27 protein-coding genes, 1 rRNA gene and 1 other annotated feature are annotated in these 26,627 nt (G+C 44.7%); of the genes, 27 read left to right on the plus strand and 1 reads right to left on the minus strand.

The window, feature by feature from the left end:
* The 8 genes from rrf to pssA all read left to right on the plus strand — a co-directional run.
* A 5S ribosomal RNA gene (gene rrf / locus AC58QM_RS34170) occupies window positions 1-110 on the plus strand; the annotation flags it as partial.
* Window positions 111-684: 574 nt separating this feature from the next.
* Entirely contained in the window at window positions 685-1,146 is a 462-nt protein-coding gene (locus tag AC58QM_RS34175; protein WP_497289174.1) for a CtsR family transcriptional regulator, read from the plus strand.
* A 13-nt stretch (window positions 1,147-1,159) separates the two neighbouring features.
* Entirely contained in the window at window positions 1,160-1,666 is a 507-nt protein-coding gene (mcsA, locus tag AC58QM_RS34180; RefSeq protein WP_056618372.1) for a protein-arginine kinase activator protein McsA, read from the plus strand.
* A 23-nt stretch (window positions 1,667-1,689) separates the two neighbouring features.
* Window positions 1,690-2,751 carry a protein-arginine kinase McsB gene (mcsB, locus tag AC58QM_RS34185; RefSeq protein ID WP_497289175.1) on the plus strand — a complete coding sequence of 354 codons (1,062 nt, stop codon included), beginning with the start codon at window positions 1,690-1,692 and terminating at the stop codon, window positions 2,749-2,751.
* A 61-nt stretch (window positions 2,752-2,812) separates the two neighbouring features.
* Window positions 2,813-5,257 (plus strand): ATP-dependent protease ATP-binding subunit ClpC, encoded by a 2,445-nt coding sequence (gene clpC, locus AC58QM_RS34190; RefSeq protein WP_497289176.1) that lies wholly within the window; start codon window positions 2,813-2,815, stop codon window positions 5,255-5,257.
* A gap of 214 nt (window positions 5,258-5,471) precedes the next feature.
* Window positions 5,472-6,839 carry a DNA repair protein RadA gene (radA, locus tag AC58QM_RS34195; protein ID WP_497289177.1) on the plus strand — a complete coding sequence of 456 codons (1,368 nt, stop codon included), beginning with the start codon at window positions 5,472-5,474 and terminating at the stop codon, window positions 6,837-6,839.
* Window positions 6,840-6,878: 39 nt separating this feature from the next.
* Window positions 6,879-7,958 (plus strand): DNA integrity scanning diadenylate cyclase DisA, encoded by a 1,080-nt coding sequence (gene disA / locus AC58QM_RS34200; protein WP_310502686.1) that lies wholly within the window; start codon window positions 6,879-6,881, stop codon window positions 7,956-7,958.
* Window positions 7,959-8,043: 85 nt separating this feature from the next.
* A complete protein-coding gene (gene pssA, locus AC58QM_RS34205) occupies window positions 8,044-8,802 on the plus strand; it encodes a CDP-diacylglycerol--serine O-phosphatidyltransferase (protein WP_310502685.1) in 759 nt (252 codons plus the stop codon).
* 79 nt (window positions 8,803-8,881) lie between these two features.
* On the opposite strand, the gene AC58QM_RS34210 is transcribed toward pssA, so the two are convergent.
* Entirely contained in the window at window positions 8,882-9,277 is a 396-nt protein-coding gene (locus AC58QM_RS34210; RefSeq protein WP_065858819.1) for a nucleoside triphosphate pyrophosphohydrolase family protein, read from the minus strand.
* Between the two features lie 153 nt (window positions 9,278-9,430).
* Between AC58QM_RS34210 and AC58QM_RS34215 the strand changes: the two genes are divergently transcribed.
* The 19 genes from AC58QM_RS34215 to rpoB all read left to right on the plus strand — a co-directional run bounded on the left by AC58QM_RS34215 (window position 9,431) and on the right by rpoB (window position 26,613).
* Window positions 9,431-10,498 carry a PIN/TRAM domain-containing protein gene (locus tag AC58QM_RS34215; protein WP_497289178.1) on the plus strand — a complete coding sequence of 356 codons (1,068 nt, stop codon included), beginning with the start codon at window positions 9,431-9,433 and terminating at the stop codon, window positions 10,496-10,498.
* Between the two features lie 101 nt (window positions 10,499-10,599).
* On the plus strand, window positions 10,600-11,307 hold the full coding sequence (gene ispD / locus AC58QM_RS34220) for a 2-C-methyl-D-erythritol 4-phosphate cytidylyltransferase (protein WP_497289179.1): 708 nt from the start codon (window positions 10,600-10,602) through the stop codon (window positions 11,305-11,307).
* On the plus strand, window positions 11,304-11,789 hold the full coding sequence (gene ispF, locus AC58QM_RS34225; protein ID WP_436240459.1) for a 2-C-methyl-D-erythritol 2,4-cyclodiphosphate synthase: 486 nt from the start codon (window positions 11,304-11,306) through the stop codon (window positions 11,787-11,789). The genes ispD and ispF overlap by 4 nt, the downstream gene beginning before the upstream one ends.
* A gap of 39 nt (window positions 11,790-11,828) precedes the next feature.
* Window positions 11,829-13,283: a glutamate--tRNA ligase gene (gene gltX, locus AC58QM_RS34230; protein WP_497289180.1), complete on the plus strand. Its 1,455-nt coding sequence runs from the start codon at window positions 11,829-11,831 to the stop codon at window positions 13,281-13,283.
* Between the two features lie 347 nt (window positions 13,284-13,630).
* Window positions 13,631-14,287 (plus strand): serine O-acetyltransferase, encoded by a 657-nt coding sequence (cysE, locus tag AC58QM_RS34235; protein WP_497289181.1) that lies wholly within the window; start codon window positions 13,631-13,633, stop codon window positions 14,285-14,287.
* Window positions 14,284-15,684: a cysteine--tRNA ligase gene (gene cysS / locus AC58QM_RS34240; protein ID WP_497289182.1), complete on the plus strand. Its 1,401-nt coding sequence runs from the start codon at window positions 14,284-14,286 to the stop codon at window positions 15,682-15,684. The genes cysE and cysS overlap by 4 nt, the downstream gene beginning before the upstream one ends.
* Complete coding sequence (locus AC58QM_RS34245; protein ID WP_497289183.1) at window positions 15,681-16,115, plus strand: Mini-ribonuclease 3; 435 nt, start codon at window positions 15,681-15,683, stop codon at window positions 16,113-16,115. The genes cysS and AC58QM_RS34245 overlap by 4 nt, the downstream gene beginning before the upstream one ends.
* A 35-nt stretch (window positions 16,116-16,150) precedes the next feature.
* Window positions 16,151-16,891, plus strand: a complete 741-nt coding sequence (rlmB, locus tag AC58QM_RS34250) for a 23S rRNA (guanosine(2251)-2'-O)-methyltransferase RlmB (protein WP_497289184.1) — start codon at window positions 16,151-16,153, stop codon at window positions 16,889-16,891.
* Between the two features lie 5 nt (window positions 16,892-16,896).
* Window positions 16,897-17,409: an NYN domain-containing protein gene (locus AC58QM_RS34255; protein WP_497289185.1), complete on the plus strand. Its 513-nt coding sequence runs from the start codon at window positions 16,897-16,899 to the stop codon at window positions 17,407-17,409.
* A 118-nt stretch (window positions 17,410-17,527) separates the two neighbouring features.
* Window positions 17,528-18,172 (plus strand): RNA polymerase sporulation sigma factor SigH, encoded by a 645-nt coding sequence (sigH, locus tag AC58QM_RS34260; protein WP_028557511.1) that lies wholly within the window; start codon window positions 17,528-17,530, stop codon window positions 18,170-18,172.
* Between the two features lie 223 nt (window positions 18,173-18,395).
* Window positions 18,396-18,545: a 50S ribosomal protein L33 gene (gene rpmG, locus AC58QM_RS34265; RefSeq protein WP_079418041.1), complete on the plus strand. Its 150-nt coding sequence runs from the start codon at window positions 18,396-18,398 to the stop codon at window positions 18,543-18,545.
* 19 nt (window positions 18,546-18,564) lie between these two features.
* Window positions 18,565-18,777 carry a preprotein translocase subunit SecE gene (gene secE, locus AC58QM_RS34270; protein WP_047683213.1) on the plus strand — a complete coding sequence of 71 codons (213 nt, stop codon included), beginning with the start codon at window positions 18,565-18,567 and terminating at the stop codon, window positions 18,775-18,777.
* A 24-nt stretch (window positions 18,778-18,801) separates the two neighbouring features.
* Entirely contained in the window at window positions 18,802-19,335 is a 534-nt protein-coding gene (gene nusG / locus AC58QM_RS34275) for a transcription termination/antitermination protein NusG (protein WP_028557509.1), read from the plus strand.
* 135 nt (window positions 19,336-19,470) lie between these two features.
* Window positions 19,471-19,896: a 50S ribosomal protein L11 gene (gene rplK, locus AC58QM_RS34280; protein WP_028557508.1), complete on the plus strand. Its 426-nt coding sequence runs from the start codon at window positions 19,471-19,473 to the stop codon at window positions 19,894-19,896.
* A gap of 116 nt (window positions 19,897-20,012) precedes the next feature.
* On the plus strand, window positions 20,013-20,705 hold the full coding sequence (rplA, locus tag AC58QM_RS34285; RefSeq protein ID WP_028557507.1) for a 50S ribosomal protein L1: 693 nt from the start codon (window positions 20,013-20,015) through the stop codon (window positions 20,703-20,705).
* 54 nt (window positions 20,706-20,759) lie between these two features.
* Window positions 20,760-20,913 (plus strand) — a sequence feature (ribosomal protein L10 leader region).
* Between the two features lie 68 nt (window positions 20,914-20,981).
* On the plus strand, window positions 20,982-21,491 hold the full coding sequence (gene rplJ, locus AC58QM_RS34290) for a 50S ribosomal protein L10 (RefSeq protein ID WP_497289186.1): 510 nt from the start codon (window positions 20,982-20,984) through the stop codon (window positions 21,489-21,491).
* 62 nt (window positions 21,492-21,553) lie between these two features.
* Window positions 21,554-21,919 carry a 50S ribosomal protein L7/L12 gene (gene rplL, locus AC58QM_RS34295; RefSeq protein ID WP_057313458.1) on the plus strand — a complete coding sequence of 122 codons (366 nt, stop codon included), beginning with the start codon at window positions 21,554-21,556 and terminating at the stop codon, window positions 21,917-21,919.
* Window positions 21,920-22,121: 202 nt separating this feature from the next.
* Window positions 22,122-22,718: a class I SAM-dependent methyltransferase gene (locus AC58QM_RS34300; protein ID WP_497289187.1), complete on the plus strand. Its 597-nt coding sequence runs from the start codon at window positions 22,122-22,124 to the stop codon at window positions 22,716-22,718.
* A 355-nt stretch (window positions 22,719-23,073) separates the two neighbouring features.
* Window positions 23,074-26,613: a DNA-directed RNA polymerase subunit beta gene (rpoB, locus tag AC58QM_RS34305; RefSeq protein ID WP_056618311.1), complete on the plus strand. Its 3,540-nt coding sequence runs from the start codon at window positions 23,074-23,076 to the stop codon at window positions 26,611-26,613.
* Window positions 26,614-26,627 lie beyond the last annotated feature (14 nt).

A 26,627-nucleotide genomic window follows, 5' to 3' on the forward strand; every position in this document is an offset into this window, starting at 1 on the left:
ATGATGGCGGAAGGGATCCACGCGTTCCCATCTCGAACACGACCGTTAAGCCTTCCAGCGTCGATGGTACTTGAACCGCAGGGTTCTGGGAGAGTAGAACGTTGCCAAGCAACTGAAAGAGTCTTACTTAGAGAAATCTAGGTAAGACTCTTTTTTGCGTTCTATCGGTGACGGTAGATCCCGATGAAACCGAAATAGCTGTAGAAACTACAGTAAATATCATCGATTTGCCCGAAAAAAATGAATTAGATGGAAAACCTACAGCTAAAAATAGCTGAACTCTTGATTTTTGACTCCAACATCGAAATTAGCTGTACAAAATCCATTTATATCGCCCAATGAGGCAAATACAGCTGAATTAACTGTACAAAATCCATCTATTTCAATCAATGGAATCAATGTGTACATTTAGACCCCGAGGTTCCACAATTGAAGTAGCGGGATATGTGATACAAAGTAGAATGTTGGTAAATCGAGCGGCAGTAAAAGCTTTTATTTAAATAACTTTCGAATAAATCCCTAGGTAAGGTCAACAATAGTAAGGTTCACATAAGGCTATCGGATTCGTAGTGGAAGACATTTTAGGAGCAGTACTTGTCAAAAAGAAAGGAAATGATTATAATTTAGTTAAGGTCAAAGAAAGTCAAAGTCAATTTACTTCTAGAAATCTGGGAGGCCGAATTGATGCGCAATGTATCAGAAATTATTGAACAGTATTTAAAGCATGTCCTGCAACAAAGTTCGGAAGGAGCAATCGAGATTCAACGGAACGATTTAGCAGACCAGTTTCAATGCGTACCTTCTCAAATCAATTATGTCATCAGTACAAGGTTTACCTTGGAAAAGGGCTATGTGGTAGAGAGTAAACGCGGAGGCGGCGGCTATATTCGGATTCAGAAAATCGAGCTCAAGAGTCATGGATCTATTCTAGATCACATCTTCCGTACGATTCATACCCACATTGATCAAGTCACCTCAGAGGGGCTCATTTATCAATTGCAAGAGGGGCATTATATTTCCACCAGAGAAGCTAACCTGATTCGGGCAGCGATATCCAGAGATGTATTGACCTTCAAACTCCCGCTGCGCGATGAAATTCGGGCTAAGATTCTCAAAGCAATGCTGATATCCTTGCTTAGCAGATAAGGAGGCAGATGGAATGGTTTGTCAGGAATGCGGGAAACGACCGGCGACTCTTCACTTCACCAAAATTGTGAATGGAGACAAGAACGAGTTCCACATTTGTGAGAATTGTGCCCGCGAGAAGGGCGAGATGATTCCAGGAACATCGAACGGCTTTTCGATTCACAATTTACTATCAGGCTTACTTGATTTTGAACCGCTGTCCGCGGCGAAGTCTCAGGCTATCCGCTGTGATAACTGCGGTCTTACGTACTCGCAATTCAGTAAATTAGGTCGGTTTGGTTGTGGGTCCTGTTATCAGAGTTTTTCGGTTAAACTAGATCCTCTTTTCAAGCGAGTGCATGGGAATATCGTGCATGTTGGGAAAGTTCCCAAGCGAAGTGGCGGTATTATTCAAAGCAAGCGTGAAATCGATCTTTTGAAGAAAGATATGATGACCTGTATCGAGAGCGAAGAATTCGAGCAGGCTGCCCAGATACGTGACCAAATTCGTGAGATTGAGAAGAAAATTGCGGGTATGTAAGTTTGTAAGGGAGTGTGAATCCAGTGACATTACAGCGGTTTACAGGAGATGCTTTGAGTGAATGGATGAAGGGTGAAGGGCCAGAGTCGGATATTGTCATAAGCAGTCGGATCCGAATTGCACGTAACCTGAGAGATTATCCATATCCCATGCTCGCGACCAATCAACAATCCCAAGAAGTGCTGGAACAGTTATCTGGAGTTCTTGAGAATGAAGAGTTGGAGACGATAAGCAACTTCTCGCTCATTCCATTAGCAGAGCTGAATGAGCTCGAGCGAATGGTGCTAGTGGAGAAACATTTAATTAGTCCTAATTTAGCTAACGAATCCAGGAATGGTGCCGTTATTTTAAGCGATAATGAGTCGATTAGTATTATGATCAATGAAGAAGACCATCTTCGCATACAATGTTTATGTCCTGGCTTCCAGATTAAAGAGGTTTGGGATCTGGCGAACCAGATTGACGATATTTTTGAAACACACATGGATTATGGATACGATGAAAAAAGAGGCTATCTAACAAGCTGCCCGACAAATGTCGGCACGGGGATTCGAGCTTCTGTCATGATGCATCTACCTGCGCTAGTACTAAGTCAGCAAATTAATCGTATTTTATCCGCTGTTACACAAGTTGGATTGACGGTTAGAGGATTATATGGGGAAGGTAGCGAAGCATTAGGTAATCTATTCCAAATCTCTAATCAAATTACGTTAGGTCAATCGGAAGAAGAGATTATTGATAATTTATATAGTGTAGCGAGGCAAATTATAGAGCATGAACGCGCCGCGAGACATAAGCTATTGCAAGAGTCTAGAATGCGGATTATTGATCGTGTAAATCGGTCCCTTGGTATCCTCTCCTATGCAGGGATTATAGACTCTAAGGAAGCTGCTCAAAGGCTGTCAGATGTAAGGCTGGGGATTGACCTCGGCATCATCAACAATGTATCCTCCAATGTGCTCAATGAACTGTTAGTTATGACGCAGCCTGGATTCCTTCAGCAATATGCAGGTGAGAAGCTGAATGCGGATGAACGGGATATGCGACGGGCGGAACTGATTCGCGAGAAATTCGGTAGGGTATAAAGTAAGATAAGAATCATCCTTTAGGAAATCCATAGATATACTACTTTTGGAGGTGTTCGCTATGATGTTTGGCAGATTTACGGAACGTGCGCAGAAGGTGCTTTCTCTTGCTCAAGAGGAAGCTGTTCGATTGGGACATAACAATATTGGAACAGAGCACATTTTACTTGGACTTATTCGTGAAGGTGAAGGCATTGCTGCTAAAGCACTCGTTGCGCTCGGCCTTGGTCTTGAGAAAATTCAAGATGAAGTCGAATCTCTAATTGGCAGAGGGCAAGAACAACCGACTAACATCGCGTATACGCCTAGAGCTAAGAAAGTGATCGAACTTTCGATGGATGAAGCGAGAAAATTAGGTCACACGTATGTGGGGACTGAACATATTTTGCTCGGACTGATCCGTGAGGGTGAGGGCGTAGCTGCAAGAGTGCTTAACAATCTTGGAGTTTCCTTAAACAAAGCGCGTCAGCAAGTTCTACAATTACTGGGTAGCAGCGAAACGGTGTCGCCTAGCCATGGTACGAATCCGAATGTGAACACGCCTACATTAGATGGGTTAGCAAGAGATTTGACTGCCTACGCCAAAGAGGGTCATTTGGATCCAGTTATTGGGCGTAGCAAAGAAATTGAGCGTGTCATTCAGGTTCTGAGCCGCAGAACGAAGAACAATCCGGTTCTAATTGGTGAACCAGGGGTTGGTAAAACGGCAATTGCCGAAGGCCTAGCTCAGAAAATCATTAACAATGAAATTCCGGAAACGTTGAAAGATAAACGTGTTATGACGCTGGATATGGGTTCCGTTGTTGCAGGAACGAAGTATCGCGGTGAATTCGAGGATCGCCTCAAAAAAATCATGGACGAAATTCGACAAGCCGGTAATATCGTATTGTTCATTGATGAGCTTCATACGTTGATCGGTGCCGGGGGAGCGGAAGGTGCAATTGATGCCTCCAACATCCTTAAGCCGGCTCTTGCCAGAGGCGAACTACAATGTATCGGTGCAACAACACTCGATGAATACCGCAAATATATTGAGAAAGATGCTGCACTAGAGCGTCGTTTCCAACCGATTACGGTAGACCAACCATCACCTGAAGAGGCTATTCAAATTCTGTATGGTTTGCGTGACCGTTACGAAGCTCATCACCGTGTGAAAATTACGGATGCTGCGATTCAAGAAGCTGTAAAGCTATCCGATCGTTACATCACAGATCGTTTCTTGCCGGATAAAGCGATCGACTTGATCGATGAAGCGAGTTCCAAGGTGAGATTGCGTTCGTATACAACGCCGCCATCATTGAAGCAGCTTGAAAGCAAGCTGGAGAATATCCGTAAAGAGAAGGACGCTGCGGTTCAAAGCCAAGAGTTCGAGAAAGCAGCAGGACTTCGTGATACGGAACAAAAGCTTCGCGAAGAGCTAGACTCCACGAAGAACGAGTGGAAAGAAAAACAAGGTCGTCTGGATACAGAAGTAACCCCAGATGATATTGCACAAATTGTAGCGAGCTGGACGGGAATCCCGGTTAGCAAGCTTGCAGAAGAAGAAACAGAACGCTTGCTCAAGATGGAAGATATCCTTCATGAGCGCGTCATTGGACAAGAAGAAGCGGTCAAAGCGGTAAGTCGTGCGATCCGCCGCGCAAGAGCAGGCTTGAAGGATCCGAAGCGTCCGATGGGCTCCTTTATCTTCCTTGGACCAACGGGTGTTGGTAAAACAGAGCTTGCACGCGCGCTAGCAGAATCCCTCTTCGGAGATGACAATGCGGTTGTTCGTATCGATATGTCCGAGTACATGGAGAAACATTCGACTTCCCGTTTAGTTGGGGCGCCTCCAGGGTATGTGGGATATGAAGAAGGTGGCCAGCTGACTGAGAAAGTCCGCCGTAAACCGTATTCTGTTGTCCTCCTCGATGAGATTGAGAAGGCACATCCAGAGGTATTCAATATCCTTTTGCAAGTATTAGAGGATGGTCGTTTGACGGATTCCAAAGGTCGTACCGTTGATTTCCGTAACACACTCATTATTATGACTTCCAACGTCGGCGCGGACATGATTAAGAAAAACTCCTCGCTTGGCTTCACAGCTGCTTTGGATGCTGGAAGAGACTATACGAACATGAAAGACAAAGTTATGGGCGAGTTAAAGAAAAGCTTCCGTCCAGAGTTCCTTAACCGGATCGATGAAATCATTGTATTCCACTCTTTGGATGAAGCACATATTGCTCAAATTGTAAGCTTAATGGCGGATGATCTGCGCAAGCGTCTGAAAGAGCAAGAGGTAGATTTCTTGTTAACAGACAAGGCGAAAATGTTCCTGGCCAAGGAAGGTTTCGATCCAACCTATGGTGCGCGTCCATTGCGCAGAGCGATTCAGAAACATATCGAAGATCGCTTGTCGGAAGAACTGCTTAGAGGCAATATTGCCAAAGGCGATTCACTCACCATTGATGAGAATGAAGGCGAACTGGTTGTCCTGAAGGGCGAAGGCGTCTCATTAACGAAATAAGAGAAAGTGAAGAAGCATTTCACTTCATCCGATGAGGGTGGAGTGAGGTGCTTTTTTAAATTTAGGGAAATATATGATGAATCCTGTCCATGAAAGATGGAGTAGCCGTTTATTTTGTTTCTTTCGGCACTTTCATGAGAAACATAAAAATGGTAAACTTTATTGGTAAGGATAGCCAAAAAGGATATCCCGATATTAAGGAGCAACTTCTTCAATGAGTAAACAAAAAACCAAATTTAGCTGTCAAGAATGTGGCTATGATTCACCGAAATGGATGGGCAAATGCCCAGGTTGTCAGTCGTGGAATACGATGGTGGAAGAAATTGAAACAGTCGTTCGAACGCAGGGTATGACATCTTCGATCCCCAAAACGAAAGAAAAAGCGATCCCCATCATACATATAGAAAGCAGCTCTGAACCAAGGGTTGTTACAAGTAACAAAGAACTAAATCGTGTCCTAGGTGGAGGCATTGTCCCTGGGTCACTTATCCTCGTTGGTGGAGATCCGGGTATCGGAAAATCAACCTTGCTTCTACAAACGTCCTTCGAACTCACACAAGCCCAGCAAAAAGTCCTTTATATATCAGGAGAAGAATCGATTAAGCAGACGAAGCTCCGCGCAGATCGTTTAAATGCCACCTCTCCGCTGCTATATGTATTATGTGAGACGAATCTCGAGCTTATCGAGGAAGCTATACAAGAAACGAACCCCGATTTTCTGGTGATCGATTCGATTCAAACCGTGTTCCACCCAGCAATTACTTCGGCACCTGGAACCGTTTCACAGGTTCGAGAATGCACAGGCCATTTTATGAGAATAGCTAAGGGTAAGGGAATTGCAACGGTCCTAGTCGGGCATGTGACGAAGGAAGGGGCAATAGCAGGGCCTAGAATGCTGGAGCATATGGTCGATTGTGTGCTCTACTTTGAAGGGGAGCGGCATCATTCTTATCGTGTGTTAAGAGCGGTGAAGAACCGTTTTGGCTCAACAAATGAAATCGGTATCTTTGAAATGCAAGAGGTTGGTCTCGTAGAGGTCAACAATCCATCTGAGCTGTTTCTATCGGAAAGACCGCTTGGTGTAGCTGGTTCTGCCGTTGTAGCTAGTATGGAAGGGACACGTCCCGTCTTAGTGGAGATTCAAGCGCTCGTCTCTTCGACAAATTTCCCTTCTCCTAGGAGGATGGCGACTGGTGTTGATCATAATCGCCTCTCGTTAATTATCGCAGTTTTAGAGAAGCGAATGGGCATGTTTTTGCAGAATCAAGATGCTTATCTCAACGTGGCAGGCGGAATCAAGCTGGATGAACCAGCCGTGGACTTGGCAATTGCGATTAGTATCGCATCTAGTTTCCGAGATCAATCGACACAGCCTTTTGATGTTGTGTTCGGGGAAATCGGTTTAACTGGAGAGGTCCGCGGTGTATCTCGGATTGATCAACGTGTGAAGGAAGCAGAGAAGCTTGGTTTCCGCAGAGTGATTATGCCTGAGAAAAGTTTGAAGGGGTGGACACATCCGAAAGGGATGGAGATTATTGGGGTAAACACGGTGGCAGAGGCGTTGAAAGCAGCACTGGGTTAACGTGAGTTCTGCAAGCTATAAGCCTTCAGGAGGAAAAAGATGAGTAAAGAAGAGACGAAACGAGATGTGATGAGCCAATTGCTCCAATTGGTAGCACCTGGTACGCCATTTCGTGATGGATTGGAGAATGTCTTACGCGCCAAAACAGGTGGCCTGATTGTTGTAGGTTTCAGTTCTGAGGTAACTGAAATTGTGGATGGCGGGTTCTCCATCAATTGCGATTTTTCGCCTAATTATTTATATGAGCTTGCCAAAATGGACGGTGCGATTATCCTTAGCGAGGACATCAAGCGAATCCTATATGCGAACACACAGCTAATCCCGGACTCATCGATTTCTTCTTCTGAAACGGGGATTAGACATCGAACCGCGGAACGTGTGGCGAAGCAGACGAATAAATTGGTCGTTTCCATTTCCCAAAGGCGAAATGTCATTACGCTTTATCAAGGTAATTTAAGATATGCGCTGAAAGATATTGGTGTCATTCTGACCAAAGCGAATCAAGCGATCCAGACGTTGGAGAGATACAAGGTTGTATTGGATCAGTCCTTAACGAATCTGAGTGCATCAGAATTTGAGGAGTTAGTTACTCTTCACGATATTACCAATGTCATTGCCAGATTCGAGATGGTATTACGAATTAAAGCGGAAATTAATCGTTATATTAACGAACTTGGCAATGAAGGACGCCTAATTAGCATGCAATTAGAAGAACTTGTTGGGAATGCGGAACTTGAAGCGCGTTTACTCGTAAAAGATTATGTAAGAGAATTATCAGAGGAAAGAGTCAAGGAGATGCAGGCTGGTTTGAAGCGCCTGTCCTCTGACGAGCTGCTTGAGCCCCAGCAAATCATTCGGTTGCTTGGGTATTCTCATACCAATTCGATTGCAGAAGAGCCGGTTTCCCCACGTGGTTTCCGCATTTTAGGCAAAATTCCGCGGTTACCATCGATCATTATTGGTAATCTAGTGGAGAAGTTTGGCTACTTGCCACACATGATGATGGCGACGATCGAGGAATTGGATGAAGTTGACGGAATCGGAGAAGTGAGAGCCCGCGCCATAAAGGAAGGTCTCAAAAGAATTCAGGAACAAGTGTTCATTGACAGACATATTTAAAGTGGATACAATCATAAAGTATCATTGTTGAGGTTTCATGAAGTCAAGTTTAGGGTATAGTAAATCCAGAGGTGGACAAAAACATATGTTAACGAAATCAATTCCCAGTCTCTTTACAGTAGGGAACTTATTCCTAGGCGTACTATCGATTATCCTAGCCTTCAGTGGAGAACACGGCATCGCTGCTGTGCTTGTCATTGTTGCCATGCTATTGGATGGACTCGATGGACGTGTTGCGAGAGCGTTGAACGCTCAAAGTGAGTTCGGTAAAGAATTAGACTCCTTATCCGATGTTATTTCTTTCGGTGTCGCTCCTGCTTTCATCATGTATGTAGTTGCATTTAACGACCCTACCGTCATTAGTCCAGCTTTTGCATGGATTGTTACAGCGATCTTCCCGATCTGTGGAGCGCTGCGGTTAGCTCGATTCAATGTTGTTGCCGGTACGCCTGGCTATTTCATCGGTTTACCGATTCCAGCCGCAGGCGGTGTTCTTTGTACATTAGCTCTATTCGTGAACGATATTAACGTTTATGTACTTCTTGTAAGTACAATTCTATTGTCATACTTAATGGTCAGCACAGTGAAATATCCGAACTTCAAAAAAGCGGGTATTCCTAAAGCAGCGATTTGGATCACTCCGATTATCGTTGCAGCAGCAATTTTGATTGCGATCAAATGGCCAGAATCCATTTCCAAAATGATTTTCGTACCGCTTTTGATGTACGCTCTTTACGGCCTAAAAAAAAACGTTGATGGATACTTCATCCGTCTCCGTAATCTTCGCAGAAAAAACAAAAGACGCGGCGTGGACGACAACAACTCAGTGAAATCTGACGTGTAAGCCCAGTGTTCGAAAATAAAAAGCATTTATTTTCTCCTGAACCCTCAGGAAGAAAATAAATGCTTTTTTGTTTTGATCATCATGACATGTTGAATAGGCCCAGTGTTGTGCATTTTTTTGATTCGTTCTCAACGACTTGCTCCAAATTAATATCAAGAATGTTGCTAAGCGCAGACATGTAGAAAAGATTCCTGCCTAGCTCGCTACTTACGACCTCGATGCATTGCTCACATAAGTGACCAGATACGTGGGTGCGAAGAACATCCTTAGCCTCATCCAAGGTCATCTCTGGATGATACTCTTGCTTAGCTGCATGTACCTGAATACATCCACATTCCGTAATGGATTTTACCACGGAGCGGTTGGCAGCTGCGCCTGACTGTTGAAATTTGGATAAGACATCAAGCAGACTACGGTGACGGAGTAACAATTCGGACACTTGATCTTGGAACTGCTTTAAAGTCAAGGAGCTCATTCCATCCACCTCTGGTTGGTTGGTAACTTCCATTTCATTATAATGGATGCCCTCTAATATTTCAATTTTCCGACTAAAGAAGTGATTAACGTTGCATAAATTGGAACATAATTGTAATAAGGCTCAAAAAAAGTTGATGCAGGAGGTGAATCTGTGATGAAGAAATGGGTACAAATCATTTTAGCCATCATGGGTGGCAGTTTAGGTTATAGGTGGAGCGATGCGTTCCTTTCTACTACGGATGTCATAAGTTCAGCAGGACAAGTATTTTGGATTAATAGTTTATGTGCAGTAGGGATGTTTCTGATTTCCGCGTGGGTAGCTAATATCGGTATGAATTTACTGATGAGAGGAGAACGCAATGTCACGGATATTCCCGTGTCCGATTTGCTTTCCGGTACCCTTGGTCTTGTGATTGGATTGCTTGTTTCAGTTATGCTTTTCCCTGTGCTAGAGCAAGCCAAATGGGCAGGGCCATTCCTACCGTTCCTCGTTTCAGCTGTGTTGGGTGTTATGGGCTTCCGTATCGGCTACAGCAAGCGGGAAGAGCTTGTGCAGGCTATTGCGAAGAGTCGCTCTGGAGGGCCTGAGAAGCAGACACATCGCCCCTACGAAGAGCACAAGATTTTGGATACGAGTGTTATCATCGATGGCCGGATCGCCGATATTTGCAAGACGGGCTTTATCGAGGGGACTCTGGTGATTCCTGAGTTCGTTTTGGAAGAGCTGCAGCATATTGCAGACTCATCAGATTTACTGAAGCGAAACCGTGGTCGTCGCGGATTGGACATTTTGAACAAAATCCAAAAAGAACTTGAAGTGAAAGTTCTCATTTATGAAGGGGATTTCGAAGAAATTGCCGAAGTGGACAGCAAGTTAGTGCGCTTAGCGAAAGTGCTTCAAGGGAAAGTGATTACGAACGATTTTAACCTGAATAAAGTGTGCGAACTACAAGGTGTATCGGTGCTCAATATCAACGATCTTGCGAATGCGGTGAAGCCAGTTGTCCTACCGGGAGAAGAAATTATTGTTCAAGTCATTAAAGACGGCAAGGAACATGGACAAGGTGTGGCGTATCTGGATGATGGAACGATGATCGTTGTCGAAGGTGGGCGTGATTTCATCGGGATGACGCTGGAGGTAATGGTAACGAGCGTGCTGCAGACTTCAGCGGGTCGAATGATTTTTGCGAAACCGAAACTATTGGAAAAAGCACAGTAAAACCAGTATGATAAGGAGATGTAACATAGCTCTTTCAAGTTAACTTGGGCCTATGATTACGAAGAATGCTTTCGCTCTGAAAGCGCCAAGTTGGAGGACTTATGGGGAAGCTAGGAGTTATCATCGTAGCAGCGGGCAAAGGTTCGCGCATGGGTACAACAGAAAGCAAACAATACCTGCAACTGGGACAGAAGCCAATTCTGGTACATACCTTGCAATTATTTCAAAACATACATGAAGTGGATGAAATTATTCTCGTTGTTGGTGCAGATGATGTGAGTCGCTGCAACGACTATGTCACGAGCTATGCACTTACGAAGGTAACGTGTGTGCTAGCCGGAGGCGCGGAGCGTCAAGATTCCGTTAGACGAGGTCTCCATGCCTTGCAAGAGGACACAGAATGGGTGCTTGTTCATGACGGTGTTCGCCCTTTCGTAAAGAAAGAACATATGTTCGAGTGTCTGAAAAAGGCACAGGACGTAGGGGCAGCTGTCTTAGCCGTCCCTGTGAAGGATACAATTAAGGTTGTGGATGCAGCGGATAAGCGCATTCAATCGACACCGGATAGACGAAGCTTGTGGGCGATCCAAACGCCGCAGGCTTTTCGTCTTTCACTCCTTCAGGAAGCACATGAACAGGCCCAGCAGGATAAGTTCTTGGGTACAGATGATGCGAGTTTAGTGGAGCGAATGGGCGCTGCAGTGCATGTGGTAGAAGGGGACTATTACAATATTAAAATAACGACACCTGAAGATTTACCATGGGCAGATTGGATTTTACATAACGTAAGGGGAGAGGAACAGATATGATACGTGTAGGGAATGGATTTGATGTTCATCAGTTGGTAGAGGGGCGTAAATGCATCATTGGAGGCGTAACGATTCCTTATGAAAAAGGGTTACTGGGGCACTCCGATGCGGACGTGCTGCTGCACGCGATTAGTGACGCGATTTTGGGCGCACTAGGTCTTGGCGATATCGGGAAGCATTTCCCGGATACAGCGGCCGAGTACAAAGATGCGGATAGCTTAGTTTTGTTGAAACGCGTATGGCAATTGGCGAAAGAGAAAGGCTATAAATTGGGGAACGCAGATTCTACGATTATCGCTCAGAAACCGAAGATGTTACCTTACATCCCGCAAATGGCTGAAATTATCGCAGCGGCGTTAGAAGCTGAGATTGACCAAGTCAATGTCAAAGCGACGACGACAGAATGGCTTGGATTTACGGGTCGTGGTGAGGGAATTGCCGCACAATCGGTTGTTTGTTTAATTCGTGATGTGATAAAATAACAGGTATTCATGCATGGAAGAAGAAAAGGGGATACTACAATGAGTCAGCCTTTACGCGTGCGTTATGCACCTAGTCCGACTGGACATTTACATATTGGCGGTGCCCGTACGGCACTGTTTGATTATCTACTAGCTCGTAAGAACGGTGGCGCTTTTGTTGTGCGCTTTGAAGATACGGATCAAACTCGTCACAAGGAGTCTGGCGTTGAAGATCAGTTGAATGGTCTCAGATGGCTTGGCCTTGAATGGGATGAGAGCGTAGATATCGGAGGTCCTTATGGTCCTTACCGTCAGATGGAGAGACTTGATATCTACAAGACATACCTAGATAAACTGTTGGGGAGCGGTCACGCCTATGGTTGCTATTGCTCGGAAGCTGATTTAGAGCAAGAGCGCGCTGAACAAGAAGCTAGCGGTGAAATGGGTGGCTATTCAGGCAAATGCCGGAACTTGACGCCTGAGCAAATTGCTGCGTATCAAGCGGAAGGCCGTGTGCCTTCAACGCGTTTCCGTGTGCCAGCTGATCGCATCATTGCCATCGAAGACAAAGTTCGCGAACATGTGGAATTCGATTCCAATGGGATTGGTGATTTTATTATTGCGCGTCCAGATGGGATCCCAACCTATAACTTTGCCGTCATTGTGGATGATCATTTGATGAAAATTAACTTGGTTATTCGTGGGGAAGAACATCTATCCAATACGCCGAGACAGGTTCTGATGTACGAAGCCCTGGATATGCCGATTCCCGAGTTCGCACATTTATCTTTGATTCTAAATACGGATCGCAAAAAGATGAGTAAACGGGATGAGTCGATCATTCAGTTTATCGAACAGTACAAAGAGCTTGGTTACCTGCCAGAAGCAGTGTTGAACTTTATCGCCCTGCTAGGTTGGTCTCCAGGTGGAGAAGAAGAGATGTTCACGAAGGACGAATTGATTGCCCAGTTTGACCTAGATCGCGTATCGAAGAGTCCTGCTGTGTTTGACATGGATAAATTGAATTGGATGAATAATGCTTATATCAAAAAGGAGCCACTCTCCCGTATCGTTGACCTTTGCGTTCCGCATCTACGCAAAGCGGGCTACATTCAAGGCGACTTGGACGCAGCTGCGCAACAATGGGTAGAAGCACTTGTTGGCCTTAATCAAGATCGCATGCGCTTCGCCGCAGAGATCGTGGAATTGTCCAGCCTCTTCTTCAAAGAAGAGTTAGTTATCGACGAGGAAGCATCGGCCGTATTGAAAGAAGAACATGTCCCTGTCGTGTTGACGAGCTTCTTAGCTCAAGTCGAGCAAGCAGAAGCTTTCACAGTTGAAGCGATGCCGGCTTTGCTGAAAGCTGTACAGAAGGAAACAGGCTTCAAAGGGAAGCAACTGTTCATGTCTGTTCGTTCCGCGTTGACAGGTCAAGTCCATGGACCAGATTTGAATGTGTCTCTTTTCCTTCTTGGAAAAGAAAAAGTCGTTTCACGTCTACAGAGCTTATTGTAAAGCGAGGTTCTTTTCGCTATACTTAACGTAAATGAATAGGAAATGCCATGATCAGGAGAGTATGGTTAAGTGGGGATTTGTCAGAGAGGATAATCAAGGCCGTAAGGCTTTGGCTGTGAGTTATCCAATCCTTGTAATCAGAAATGCACCTGGGAGCAGCCGCGCCGAATACTCACCATGAGTAGGGTAGGTGCAGCCGGAACACCCACGTTACGGGATTTTGAGTTGGGAGACTTCCGAGTCACCAAGCAGAGTGGAACCGCGATAACCACGCCTCTGCAGCCTTAGGGCTGCAGGGGCTTTTTTTATTTTCATACCAACATCATTCAGAGCAAGAAGGTGAGCATATGTGGTCAACAATCAAATCTGATATATCCGCCGTATTCGATAACGATCCAGCAGCGCGCAGCTGGTTTGAGGTTGTTTTTACGTATTCGGGGCTTCATGCGATTTGGTCGCATCGAATTGGGCATTGGTTTTATACAAGAAGGATGTATACACTGGCACGTATCGTTTCTCAGATCAGCCGGTTCATGACAGGAATCGAAATCCATCCAGGCGCAACGATCGGTCAAAGGTTGTTTATTGATCACGGTATGGGGGTTGTTATCGGGGAAACCTGCGAGATCGGGGATGATGTCATCCTGTATCAAGGAGTAACTTTAGGCGGAACGGGGAAAGAGAAAGGTAAGAGACACCCAACAATTGGCAATAATGTAGTTATTGGTTCTGGTGCCAAAATTCTCGGTTCCTTCCTAGTAGGTGAAAACTCACGTATTGGCTCTAATGCGGTAGTTATCCAGGAGGTTCCTTCCAATAGTACAGTCGTCACGATTCCGGCCAAACTTGTGAAACGAGACGGTGTGCGTGTGAATAGATTAGATCATGGCAATTTGCCCGATCCGATCGTCGATATTTTCCAAGAATTACAGAGTCAAATCAATGATTTGAAATACCAGCTTGAAGAAGAACGGAAGAAGAATGGAGAATTGAGGAGAACATGACACTCAAAGTATATAATACATTAACTCGCAAGAAGGAAGAGTTTGTTCCCATTGAGCCTGGTAAAGTGAAGATGTACGTATGTGGTCCAACAGTGTATAACTACATTCATATTGGTAACGGCCGGCCTGTTATATTTTTCGACGTTGTTCGTCGTTATTTGGAGTCGCAGCAGTATGAAGTCACGTATATCACGAACTTTACAGATGTGGATGATAAAATGATTCGGAAAGCCGAGGAGATGGCGGTTTCCGTGCCAGAGCTTGCCGAAACGTTCATCGCGGCGTTCTTAGAAGATATCCAAGCCTTGGGTGTTCATGATGCTACGCTGAATCCGCGTGTAACGGAAAATATTCAAGAGATTATCGATTTCATTGCTGCGCTTGTGGAGAAGGATTTCGCATACGAAGCGCGTGGTGATGTGTATTATAGAACGTCAAAATTCACGGATTACGGCAAGCTCTCTAAGCAAAATCTGGAAGAACTCCAGCACGGGATTCGTATTGAGGTGGATGAGCGCAAAGAGAATCCTCAGGACTTTGTCCTATGGAAAGCGGCGAAGCCAGGCGAGATTTATTGGGATAGCCCTTGGGGCCAAGGTCGCCCAGGCTGGCATATTGAGTGCTCCGCGATGGTGCGCAAATATTTGGGTGAAACGATTGATATTCACGGAGGCGGGCAAGATTTGACGTTCCCTCACCACGAATGTGAGATTGCACAAACCGAAGCGGTAACCGGTCATCCAATGGCCAATTATTGGTTGCACAATGCTTTTCTGAATATCGATAATGAGAAAATGTCGAAATCACTCGGAAACGGTATTTTGATCCGAGATCTGGTTAAACAAATTAAACCGCAAGTATTCCGTTTCTTTATGTTATCTGCGCACTACCGGAATCCGCTAAACTTCAGCGATGAGAGCTTGAAGCAAGCAGCCAATGCGTTGGAACGGATTCAAAATGCGTACGATAATATGAAGCACCGCCTTGCTACTGCATCGGAGACAGGCGAAGTTGAAGCGGGTATCGCAGATAAATTGCAGGCCATTTCCAATCAATTTGTGGAGAAAATGAATGATGACTTCAATACGCCGGATGCCATTACCGCGGTGTTTGATCTCGTTGCGGAAGCGAACTTGTATCTGCAACAGGAGCGGGTCAATGCGGATGCATTGAAGTTATACATGGCGCAGTTAGAGGCATTCGATGCAACGCTGGGCATTCTTTCACAGCAAGCCGATGAATTACTGGATGAAGAGATCGAACAATTAATCGTCGAACGTACGGAGTCGCGCAAAACGAAGAATTGGGCACGCGCGGATGAAATTCGTGATTTGCTAACAGAGAAGGGGATATTCCTTGAAGATACACCACAAGGTATTCGCTGGCGCCGCAAATGAGTGAACAGAATCAGGATTTCGCTAACCTATTTGCTTTTCCGCCTTCCAAAAGCCCGAATTTATTAAATCCGCTTGTGTTGGCCTATATTGGGGATGCTGTGTATGAAGTCTATATCCGGCAATATGTCATCTCTGGGGCTAACCATCGTCCGAACCACTTGCACAAGGCTTCTACGGGATTTGTCTCAGCCAAAGCGCAGTCCAAATTATTGACTGCGTTGATGCCAACCCTAACAGAAGAAGAAGTAGACATCGTGAAGCGGGGACGAAATGCCAAGTCAGGAACAACAGCCAAAAACGCGGATGTGCTGGAATACCGGCACAGCACCGCGTTTGAGTGCTTAATCGGATATTTATATTACAAACAATCTTATGCGCGATTGAAAGAGATATTAGACTTTGCGATCTCGTATGACCCCAAACAGAAATAGACAAGCATTCGTGTGTACCTATAGGAGGAATTAGGATGGATGAAGACATTATCGGCGGGAAGCACTCCGTATTGGAGGCGCTTCGTGCTGGAAGGACGATTAATAAAATATGGATTGCCGAGGGTGCTCAGAAGCAATTCGCAGGACCGATTGTGGCAGAAGCCAAAAGTCTTGGCATTATCGTTCAGTTTACGGACAAGCGTAAGCTGGATCAGATGGCAGAGGGGCTTCAACATCAAGGTGTCGTTGCACAAGTTGCAGCGTATGCGTATGTGGAAGTTGAAGATATCTTAGCCAAAGCGAAGGCGCTTGGCCAAGAGCCATTCATTTTGATTCTGGATGAAATTGAAGATCCGCATAACCTCGGGTCCATTCTGCGTACAGCAGATTGTACGGGAGTTCATGGAGTGATTATACCAAAGCGCCGTTCCGTAGGCTTGACTGCGACGGTTTCCAAAACCTCGGCTGGCGCTGTTGAGTATGTACCTGTTGCCCGTGTAACGAACATCGCTCAAACGATAGAACAGTTGAAAGAACAAGGCGTCTGGGTTGCAGGAACGGATGTTTCGGCTGCTCAGGATGTATATAAAGCTAATTTTACAATTCCGATTGCCTTGGTTATTGGGAACGAGGGTAAAGGTGTCGGGCGACTTATCAAAGAAAGATGCGACTTCTTAGTCAAGCTGCCAATGGCCGGACATGTTAACTCGTTGAATGCCTCCGTTGCCGCGGGTGTATTGATGTATGAAGTGGTAAGACAGCGCAATAAGAGCTAATTGGGATGGAACAGATCCTAATTGTAGATGGCTACAACATTATCGGAGCCTGGCCTGAGTTAAGCAAATTAAAGGATACCGATCTTGAGGGTGCGCGTGACGGTTTGATCCATATGCTTGCAGAGTTTCAATCCTTTTCGGGAATGAAGGTCTACTTGGTTTTTGATGCTTACATGGTACCTGGGCTGGGTAAGAAATATGTGCAGAATAAACTAGCCGTGCTCTATACCAAAGAGAAGGAAACCGCTGATGAGCGAATCGAGCGCTTGGTTACGAGTCTAATGGGGCGGCGAAAGGAAATATTCGTAGCGACATCAGATATGATAGAGCAGCATGTCATATTTGGCAAAGGGGCACTCCGCATGCCCGCGAAGGAATTGCTAGTGAAAATCAAACAGAACCGTAAAGAGGTCCGTGAACGCATTGTGCCAGAGACAACAACCAAACGCAATCCATTCAATGGCAAGCTGAGCGACGAAATGAAAGCGCAGTTTGAACGGATGCGAAGAGGGGAGTAATCCTCCAAATGCTAGAAATGGTGGGGTTCCCCGTTGACGGTGTGAGATTTCATCATGTATACTTAACCTAACTTTTATAGTGAAATCTGGGTAGTCTTGCAGGCCGGAGGGATTGTTGGTGAGTGTCGACCTCAAAGAACTGAGAATGTATGATTATGACCTCAAGCCAGATGAAGACATTGTCGAAGCAGTCCGTGAAGGCAGTAGCGAAGCTTTGGAATATCTTATCAATAAATATAAGAATTTCGTTCGTGCGAAAGCGCGGTCTTATTTCTTGATAGGTGCAGACCGAGAAGATATTGTGCAGGAGGGAATGATAGGTTTATATAAATCTATTCGTGACTTCCGAGGAGACAAGCTTGCTTCATTTAAAGCCTTTGCTGAACTGTGCATTACACGACAGATCATCACGGCGATTAAGACAGCAACTCGTCAAAAGCACATTCCTCTTAATTCCTACGTGTCCTTGGATAAGCCCATCTATGATGAAGATTCTGATCGTACGCTGCTCGATGTGATTAGCGGCTCCCGGGTAACAGATCCTGAGGAACTAGTTATTAATCAAGAAGAGTTTACGGGACTTGAAGATAAAATGGGAGAAATTTTAAGTGACTTAGAGCGTAGAGTTCTTATGCTCTATCTCGATGGCAGATCCTACCAAGAAATTGCGGTAGATCTTGATCGCCATGTGAAGTCAATTGACAATGCTCTCCAACGTGTTAAGCGCAAGCTTGAGCGGTATTTAGAAGTTAGAGATTTATAGAAATGCCCGTGCCGCGAGTGCTGTACGGGTGTTTTTCTTTCTGCACATGTTTAGTAACCCGCGGGACAGCCTATACTGGTGATACTCTTGCATTTGTGAGACTTCTACCTTGACACTCGGGGGACAGTTGTGATAAAGTGTTTCAGGTAGCCCTAAAAGTCGCTTTCTTTTTGATGCGCTTAGAAGGGCTTTAATTAGAAAGTGTCTGTAGGAGGTGTACATCATGCGGGTCATCATCACATTAGCGTGCACAAATTGCAAACAAAGAAACTATGCATCCACTAAAAATAAGCGCAACAATCCCGACCGTATTGAGTTGAAGAAATATTGCAAATTTTGCAATGAACATACTGCTCATCGCGAGACTAGGTAGTTCTTTGGAGGTGTAGTTTGTGGCGTTCTTGGCTAGAATGAGACAAAGCTTCGGATCCACTTTTTCCTTCTTCACCGACAGTTGGTCAGAACTCAAAAAGGTCAAGTGGCCAAGTCGCAAAGAGATGACTACTTATACGCTTGTCGTTATAGGTACAGTAACTTTTGTTGCTATTTATTTTTTTGTGCTGGATCTAGGAATTTCTGAGTTGCTGCGCCTTGTTTTTAAATAAACAGGACTATAGGTGAATTTATTCATGGAAAAAAGATGGTACGTCGTACATACCTATTCAGGGTATGAGAACAAAGTGAAAGCCAACTTAGAGAAGCGTGTTGAGTCTATGGAAATGACGGACAAGATCTTCCGTGTGCTTGTGCCTATGGAAGAAGAACTGGTGAACAAAGACGGCAAGAAAAAAGTCGTCATGCGTAAAGTTTACCCAGGGTATGTCCTTGTTGAAATGATTCAAACCGACGACTCATGGTACGTAGTACGTAATACGCCAGGAGTAACTGGATTCGTAGGTTCTACAGGATCTGGCTCTAAACCAACTGCATTATTACCTGAGGAAGTTGAATCGATTCTGAAGCATATGGGAATGGAAGAACCGAAGGAAGTAATTGACTTCGAACTGAAAGAAACCGTACGCGTCAAAGTGGGTCCATTTGCAAACTTTGTTGGCTCTGTCGAAGAGATTATTGCTGATAAGGGTAAACTGAAGGTACATGTCAACATGTTCGGAAGAGAAACACCGCTTGAGCTCGATTTCGACCAAGTAGAAAAACTCTAAGAACGTGACAACCAAAAGGTTCTACCAGGTCTATTCCTTGGGATAGACCTACGTTAGTGGGATCGCATTATTTTCCTGAATAGTGAGACTTTGATTCGTCGAAGACTCCTATATTACTGCAAGGAGGTGTCTATCATGGCAAAAAAGGTTATTAAAATCGTGAAGCTACAAGTTCAAGCTGCGAAAGCAAATCCAGCACCACCGATCGGTCCAGCATTGGGTCAAGCAGGTGTGAACATCATGGCATTCTGTAAAGAGTTTAACGCTCGTACTGCTGATCAAGTTGGTCTAATCATTCCAGTTGAAATCACAGTTTTCGAAGACCGTTCCTTTACATTCATCACTAAAACGCCTCCGGCTGCAGTACTTCTTCGCGTCGTTGCTGGTATCGAAAAAGGATCAGGTGAACCGAACAAGAAGAAAGTTGCAACTGTGAAACGCGCTAAAGTTCGCGAAATCGCTGAACAAAAAATGCCTGACCTAAATGCTGCATCCGTTGAGGCTGCAATGCGTATGGTTGAAGGTACTGCTCGCAGCATGGGAATCGTCATCGAAGATTAATTCCGCAAGGAATGCGACTGTGTAGGCGCGATGCCTACAGAAATGTTTTCTGTGAAAACATGGAAGTCGCTCGGTGGGAGGATTATCCGCTAATACCACTAAGGAGGATAAATATTATGCCTAAACACGGTAAAAAATACCGCGAAGTAGCTCAGCTTGTAAATGCTGAAACTTTGTATGATCCGTCAGAAGCAATCGAGCTTGTTAAGAAAACAGCTCCTGCTAAATTCGATGAAACTGTAGATGTTGCAGTTCGTCTGGGTGTAGACCCAAGAAAACAAGATCAGGCTGTTCGTGGTGTTGTTGTACTTCCACACGGTACTGGTAAAACAAAACGCGTTCTCGTATTTGCAAAAGGCGAGAAAGCAAAAGAGGCTGAAGCAGCTGGTGCAGATTTTGTTGGTGATGCAGACATGATCAACAAAATTCAACAAGGTTGGTTCGAGTTCGATGTTTGCGTAGCTACTCCGGACATGATGAGCGAAGTTGGTAAACTGGGTCGTATCCTCGGGGGTAAAGGTTTAATGCCAAACCCTAAAGCAGGAACAGTTACTTTCGACGTTACCAAAGCTGTTCAAGAGATCAAAGCTGGTAAAATCGAATACCGTCTTGATAAAGCAGGCCAAATCCATGCTCCACTTGGTAAAGTATCTTTCGATGCAGACAAGTTGAACGAAAACTTCAAAGCATTGGTTGATGCACTTGTTCGTGCGAAACCAGCAGCAGCTAAAGGTGTTTACCTGAAGAACATTGCTGTATCTTCCACAATGGGTCCAAGCGTACGTGTGAACCTGTCATCCTTCAGATAAGTAAAAGCTACCAGTTGACTTCGGTTGCTGGGCGTGATACTCTATCAAAGGTCCTAAAAATGAATATGCAAACCGTAGACAGTAGGTGCTGTACAGCTTAATTTCCTACCGAGGTGTTATGATATATATAACGATTTCTTTGTACATCAGGGAAAAAGTGAACACATCATGCCTTCGTAGCGTCTACGAAGGCATTTCTTATTCATAGATAAGAAATGCTAATGCTCCTACTGTTTGCGATCTTGAAAGATAAATGCATAAGAAGTGAGGTGTACTATGGCAAACGCGAAAATTCTTGCAGAGAAAGAACTAGCAGTAGCTGAAGTGACTGAGAAGTTTAAAGCTAGTGCTTCTACAATCATAGCGGACTACCGCGGTTTGAACGTAGCTCAAGTAACACAGCTACGCAAAAGCTTGCGCGAAGCTGGTATTGAATTCGTAGTTCTCAAGAACTCGTTGGCTAGACGCGCATCGGCTAATGCTGAACTAAGCGCATTGGATGAGTTTCTAACAGGTCCAACTGCTATTGCTTTCAGCAAAGACGATCTAGTTGCTCCAGCGAAAATTTTGACTGATTTTGCGAAAAAGAATGATAAATTGAGCGTAAAAGGTGGCGTGGTCGAAGGCCGCGTAGTTGGATACGATCAAATCAAAGCACTTGCAGAACTTCCATCCAGAGATGGTCTTCTCTCCATGTTGCTTAGCGTTCTTCAAGCTCCAGTTCGTAACTTTGCTCTTGCTGTTAAAGCAGTTGCAGAGAAAAAAGAAGCTGAAGGTCAAGCTTAATTTTTTGTACGGAATGTTTTACAACCCAAAAATAATTTATTAATGATAATGGAGGTTTAACCATGAGCACAAATGCAACTATCCTAGAAGCAATCAAAGGCATGACAATCTTGGAATTGAACGACCTGGTTAAAGCAATTGAAGAAGAGTTTGGCGTAACAGCAGCGGCTCCAGTAGCAGCTGGCGGCGGCGCAGCAGTAGCAGTTGAAGAAGCTCAAACTGAGTTTGACGTTATCTTGACAAGCGCTGGCGCTTCCAAAATCAACGTAATTAAAGTAGTTCGCGAAATCACAGGTCTTGGCCTGAAAGAAGCGAAAGACCTTGTTGATGGAGCTCCAAAAGCAGTTAAAGAAAAAGTTAGCCAAGAAGAAGCAGACGCTGTTAAAGCTAAGCTTACTGAAGCTGGCGCTTCCGTAGAAGTTAAGTAATTTCTTTTTCTTAGGAAACCTCTTGAAGCTTGACTTCAAGAGGTTTTTTTCAACATTTGAGTATGGATTATTTTGCGACATAGTTGGCTGCATAGCTAGAGATAAGTCGTTAATTGCACCTAAGTTTTTACCCTTAGGAAAGCCTTAGGAACGCACGTGGTTATTGGATTTTCCTATAGGTAAAAAAGGAGGGAATTCAAACGTGTCAGAGCATTATTACACACAACGACCAACCGTAAAGAGTGATGTTCATACTACGCAGGAAACACTTCGTGGTAAGACATATACTTTTCTAACGGATGCGGGTGTGTTTTCGAAAAAGGGCGTTGATTACGGGAGTAAGCATTTAATAGAAACAATGGCGTTATCGGAAGATGCAAGTGTTCTAGATGTTGGCTGTGGCTACGGACCGATGGGATTGAGTGCAGCAGTGATGTGCCCAAAAGGTCATGTGACAATGGTCGACATTAATGAAAGAGCAGTTGAACTTTCGCTAGAAAATGCGCGGCGAAATAGCATTACGAATGTCACCATTCTACAAAGTGATTTGTTGGAACGTGTAAAAGATCAGAAGTTCGACGCTGTGTTGACCAATCCGCCTATTCGCGCGGGCAAAGAAACGGTTCATCGGATTTTCGAACAGGCGTTTGATTGTTTGAACGATGGCGGCTCTCTGTGGGTTGTTATACAGAAGAAGCAAGGATCGCCATCGGCTGTGAAGAAACTGGAAACCATGTATAGCGAAGTGGTGGAGGTTTCGAAGGATAAAGGTTACCGGATACTCAAGGCAACGAAATAAGGTCTCACGGTTATACGTGGAAATTTGTTTGACTTGACATTTCAAATGTGATATTATTAAAAAATGTCAGTATTAAGATGGGACACATGTCTTTAGTTGGTAAAAATGTCAAGTCTTTTTTTTGGCCGATATGAATAAAATTCGAGCGTGTAACGTATAATGTTTGAATTTTGGGAAATTCTAACAGGATGGGAAGAAATTCTTGATAATGGTATTGAATACAGAAAAAAACCTTCATCCATACAGTCGCTTAATTCGGACGGGCTCCACTAACGGAGGCGTCCTGAGTGTACGTCGGTCGAAGTTTTTCTTCTTTCTTTTTATTTATTGAGTAGAGTTGAGGGGTGAATGAAAGTTGGCGGGACATCTTGTTCAATTTGGACGACGTAAACGCAGGACTTATGCACGAATTAATGAGGTTCTGGGCATTCCAAACCTGATTGAAATCCAGCAAAAATCGTATGAGTGGTTTTTGGAAGAGGGACTTCGTGAGATGTTTCAGGATATCTCCCCGATTCAGGATTTTACAGGGAACCTAGTACTGGAGTTTATTGACTATAGCTTAGGCGATCCTAAGTATTCGGTTGATGAATCCAAAGAACGCGACGTAACATATGCGGCGCCGTTAAGAGTCAAAGTCCGTTTGATTAATAAGGAAACCGGTGAGGTCAAGGAACAAGAAGTGTTCATGGGGGATTTCCCTATTATGACTGATACGGGAACGTTCATTATTAACGGTGCGGAGCGTGTAATCGTCTCCCAGCTCGTTCGTTCTCCCAGTGTTTATTATAGCACGAAAGTGGATAAAAACGGCAAAAAAACTTACACAGCAACAGTGATTCCGAACCGTGGAGCATGGCTGGAGTTGGAGACAGATGCGAAGGATATCATCTATGTTCGTATCGATCGCACGCGTAAAATTCCAGTTACCGTATTGCTTCGTTCATTAGGATTTGGTACGGATGCTGAAATTCTAGATCTACTTGGCGATAACGAATATATTCGTAACACGCTAGATAAAGATAACACGGATTCTACGGAAAAAGCGTTGATCGAAATCTATGAGCGTCTTCGTCCGGGTGAGCCACCTACACTTGATAATGCAAGAAGCTTGATCGTTGCTCGTTTCTTTGATCCGAAGCGTTATGATTTGGCTAACGTAGGTCGCTACAAAATCAACAAAAAATTACACATCAAAAACCGCTTGTTCAATCAACGTTTGGCTGAAACTTTGGTGGATTCCGAAACTGGAGAAATCATTGCTGAAGCTGGACAATTGTTGGATCGTCGTGTGCTTGATGAAATCCTTCCTTTTATTGAAAAAGGTGCGGGATATAAAGAGTTTACGATTCCTAAAGGTGTAACTGGCGCGGATACAATTCCTGTTCAGTGCATTAACGTTTACTCACCAACAGAAGAAGGCAAGGTAGTTAAGGTTATTTCTAACGGTGTTATTGACAAAGCTGTCAAGAACATCACGCCTGCCGATATCATTTCATCCATTAACTACTTTATTAACTTACTGCATGGTATTGGAAATACGGATGATATCGACCATCTTGGTAACCGTAGACTTCGTTCTGTAGGTGAATTGCTTCAAAACCAATTCCGTATCGGTCTTTCCCGTATGGAACGTGTTGTTCGTGAACGTATGTCGATTCAAGACGCTAACGTGATCACGCCGCAAGCATTGATCAATATTCGTCCTGTTATCGCGTCGATCAAAGAGTTCTTTGGTAGCTCCCAGCTATCTCAATTTATGGACCAAACGAATCCGCTTGCTGAGTTGACGCACAAAAGACGTCTATCTGCACTAGGACCCGGCGGTTTGACGAGAGAGCGCGCAGGGATGGAAGTTCGTGACGTGCATCACTCTCACTATGGCCGTATGTGTCCAATTGAGACGCCTGAGGGACCGAACATTGGTTTGATCAACTCCTTGTCTACGTTTGCCCGTATTAACGAGTACGGCTTCATTGAAGCACCTTACCGTTGGGTAGATCCGAAGACAGGTTTGGTTACAGACCAAATCGCTTACCTGACAGCAGATGAAGAAGATAACTACGTTATCGCGCAAGCGAATGCGAAATTGACGGAAGAAAATAAATTCGTCGAAGATGCGATTATCGTTCGTTACAAAGATGACAACTTAACACTTCCGGTTGAACGTGTCGACTATATGGACGTTTCTCCGAAACAGGTTGTTTCTGTCGCAACAGCGTTAATTCCGTTCCTTGAAAACGATGACTCCAACCGTGCGTTAATGGGTTCCAACATGCAGCGTCAAGCTGTTCCACTTCTTATTCCTAAAGCTCCGCTTGTAGGAACTGGGATGGAGCACAAGGTTGCTAAAGACTCAGGAGTATGTATTGTCTCCAAATTTGATGGAATTATTGAGAAGGCTGCTGCGAATGAAATTTGGTTGCGTCGCCAAGAAATGGTTGATGGCAAGCTAGTCAGCGGCAACATCGTCAAATATAAGCTTCACAAATTTATGCGTTCTAACCAAGGTACTTGTATTAATCAACGTCCGATTGTTAAAAAGGGCCAATTGATTAAAGCAGGCGATATTCTTGCAGATGGACCATCGACAGAACAAGGCGAATTGGCACTTGGACGTAACGTAGTCGTAGCTTTCATGACTTGGGAAGGTTACAACTATGAGGATGCGATCTTGTTATCCCAAAAGCTAGTTAAAGAAGATGTGTACACCTCCATTCATATCGAGGAATATGAGTCCGAAGCTCGTGATACGAAGCTAGGACCAGAAGAAATCACACGTGACATCCCGAACGTAGGGGAAGACGCACTTAAGAATCTTGATGAGCGCGGAATCATCCGTGTTGGTGCTGAAATCGGCGCTGGCGACATCCTTGTTGGTAAAGTAACACCTAAAGGTGTAACCGAATTGACAGCGGAAGAAAGATTGCTGCACGCAATCTTCGGTGAGAAGGCTCGTGAGGTTCGTGACACGTCCCTACGCGTACCGCATGGTACAGATGGTATCGTTGTTGATGTGAAAGTATTTACACGTGAGAACGGCGATGAGCTGCCTCCTGGTGTGAACCAACTCGTTCGTGTCTATATTGCTCAAAAACGGAAAATTTCCGAAGGCGACAAAATGGCTGGACGTCATGGTAACAAAGGGGTAGTAGCACGTATTCTCCCTGAAGAAGATATGCCTTTCCTTCCGGATGGTACTCCGGTTGAAGTCGTTCTGAATCCACTAGGGGTTCCTTCCCGGATGAACATCGGTCAAGTACTTGAAGTTCACTTAGGTATGGCTTCCAAGTACTTAGGTATCCACGCAGCAACGCCGGTATTCGATGGAGCGCGTGAGTATGACGTATTTGATGCCATGGAAGAAGCAGGTATGCAACGCAGTGGTAAAACGATTCTGTATGATGGTCGTACAGGAGAGTCCTTTGAACGCGAAGTAACTGTTGGCGTCATGTACATGATTAAACTGGCGCACATGGTTGACGATAAAATCCATGCCCGTTCCACAGGACCTTACTCCCTTGTTACTCAGCAGCCGCTGGGTGGTAAAGCGCAGTTCGGTGGACAACGTTTCGGGGAGATGGAGGTATGGGCACTTGAGGCTTATGGAGCTGCTTATACGTTGCAAGAGATTCTTACCGTTAAGTCAGATGACGTTGTGGGCCGTGTGAAAACGTACGAATCCATTGTCAAAGGCGAGAATGTTCCAGAACCAGGCGTTCCGGAATCCTTCAAAGTTTTGATCAAAGAGCTTCAAAGTTTAGGTATGGATGTTAAAATCCTATCTGGCGACGAAGAAGAGATCGAAATGCGTGAAGCTGATGACGACGACGAAGTGACAAGCGATAAATTAAACCTAAACATCGAGGGCTCCGAGCTTGGGGTCAACGAATAGTAACATAGCTTTAG

The sequence above is a fragment of the Paenibacillus sp. J22P165 genome (assembly GCF_059692015.1).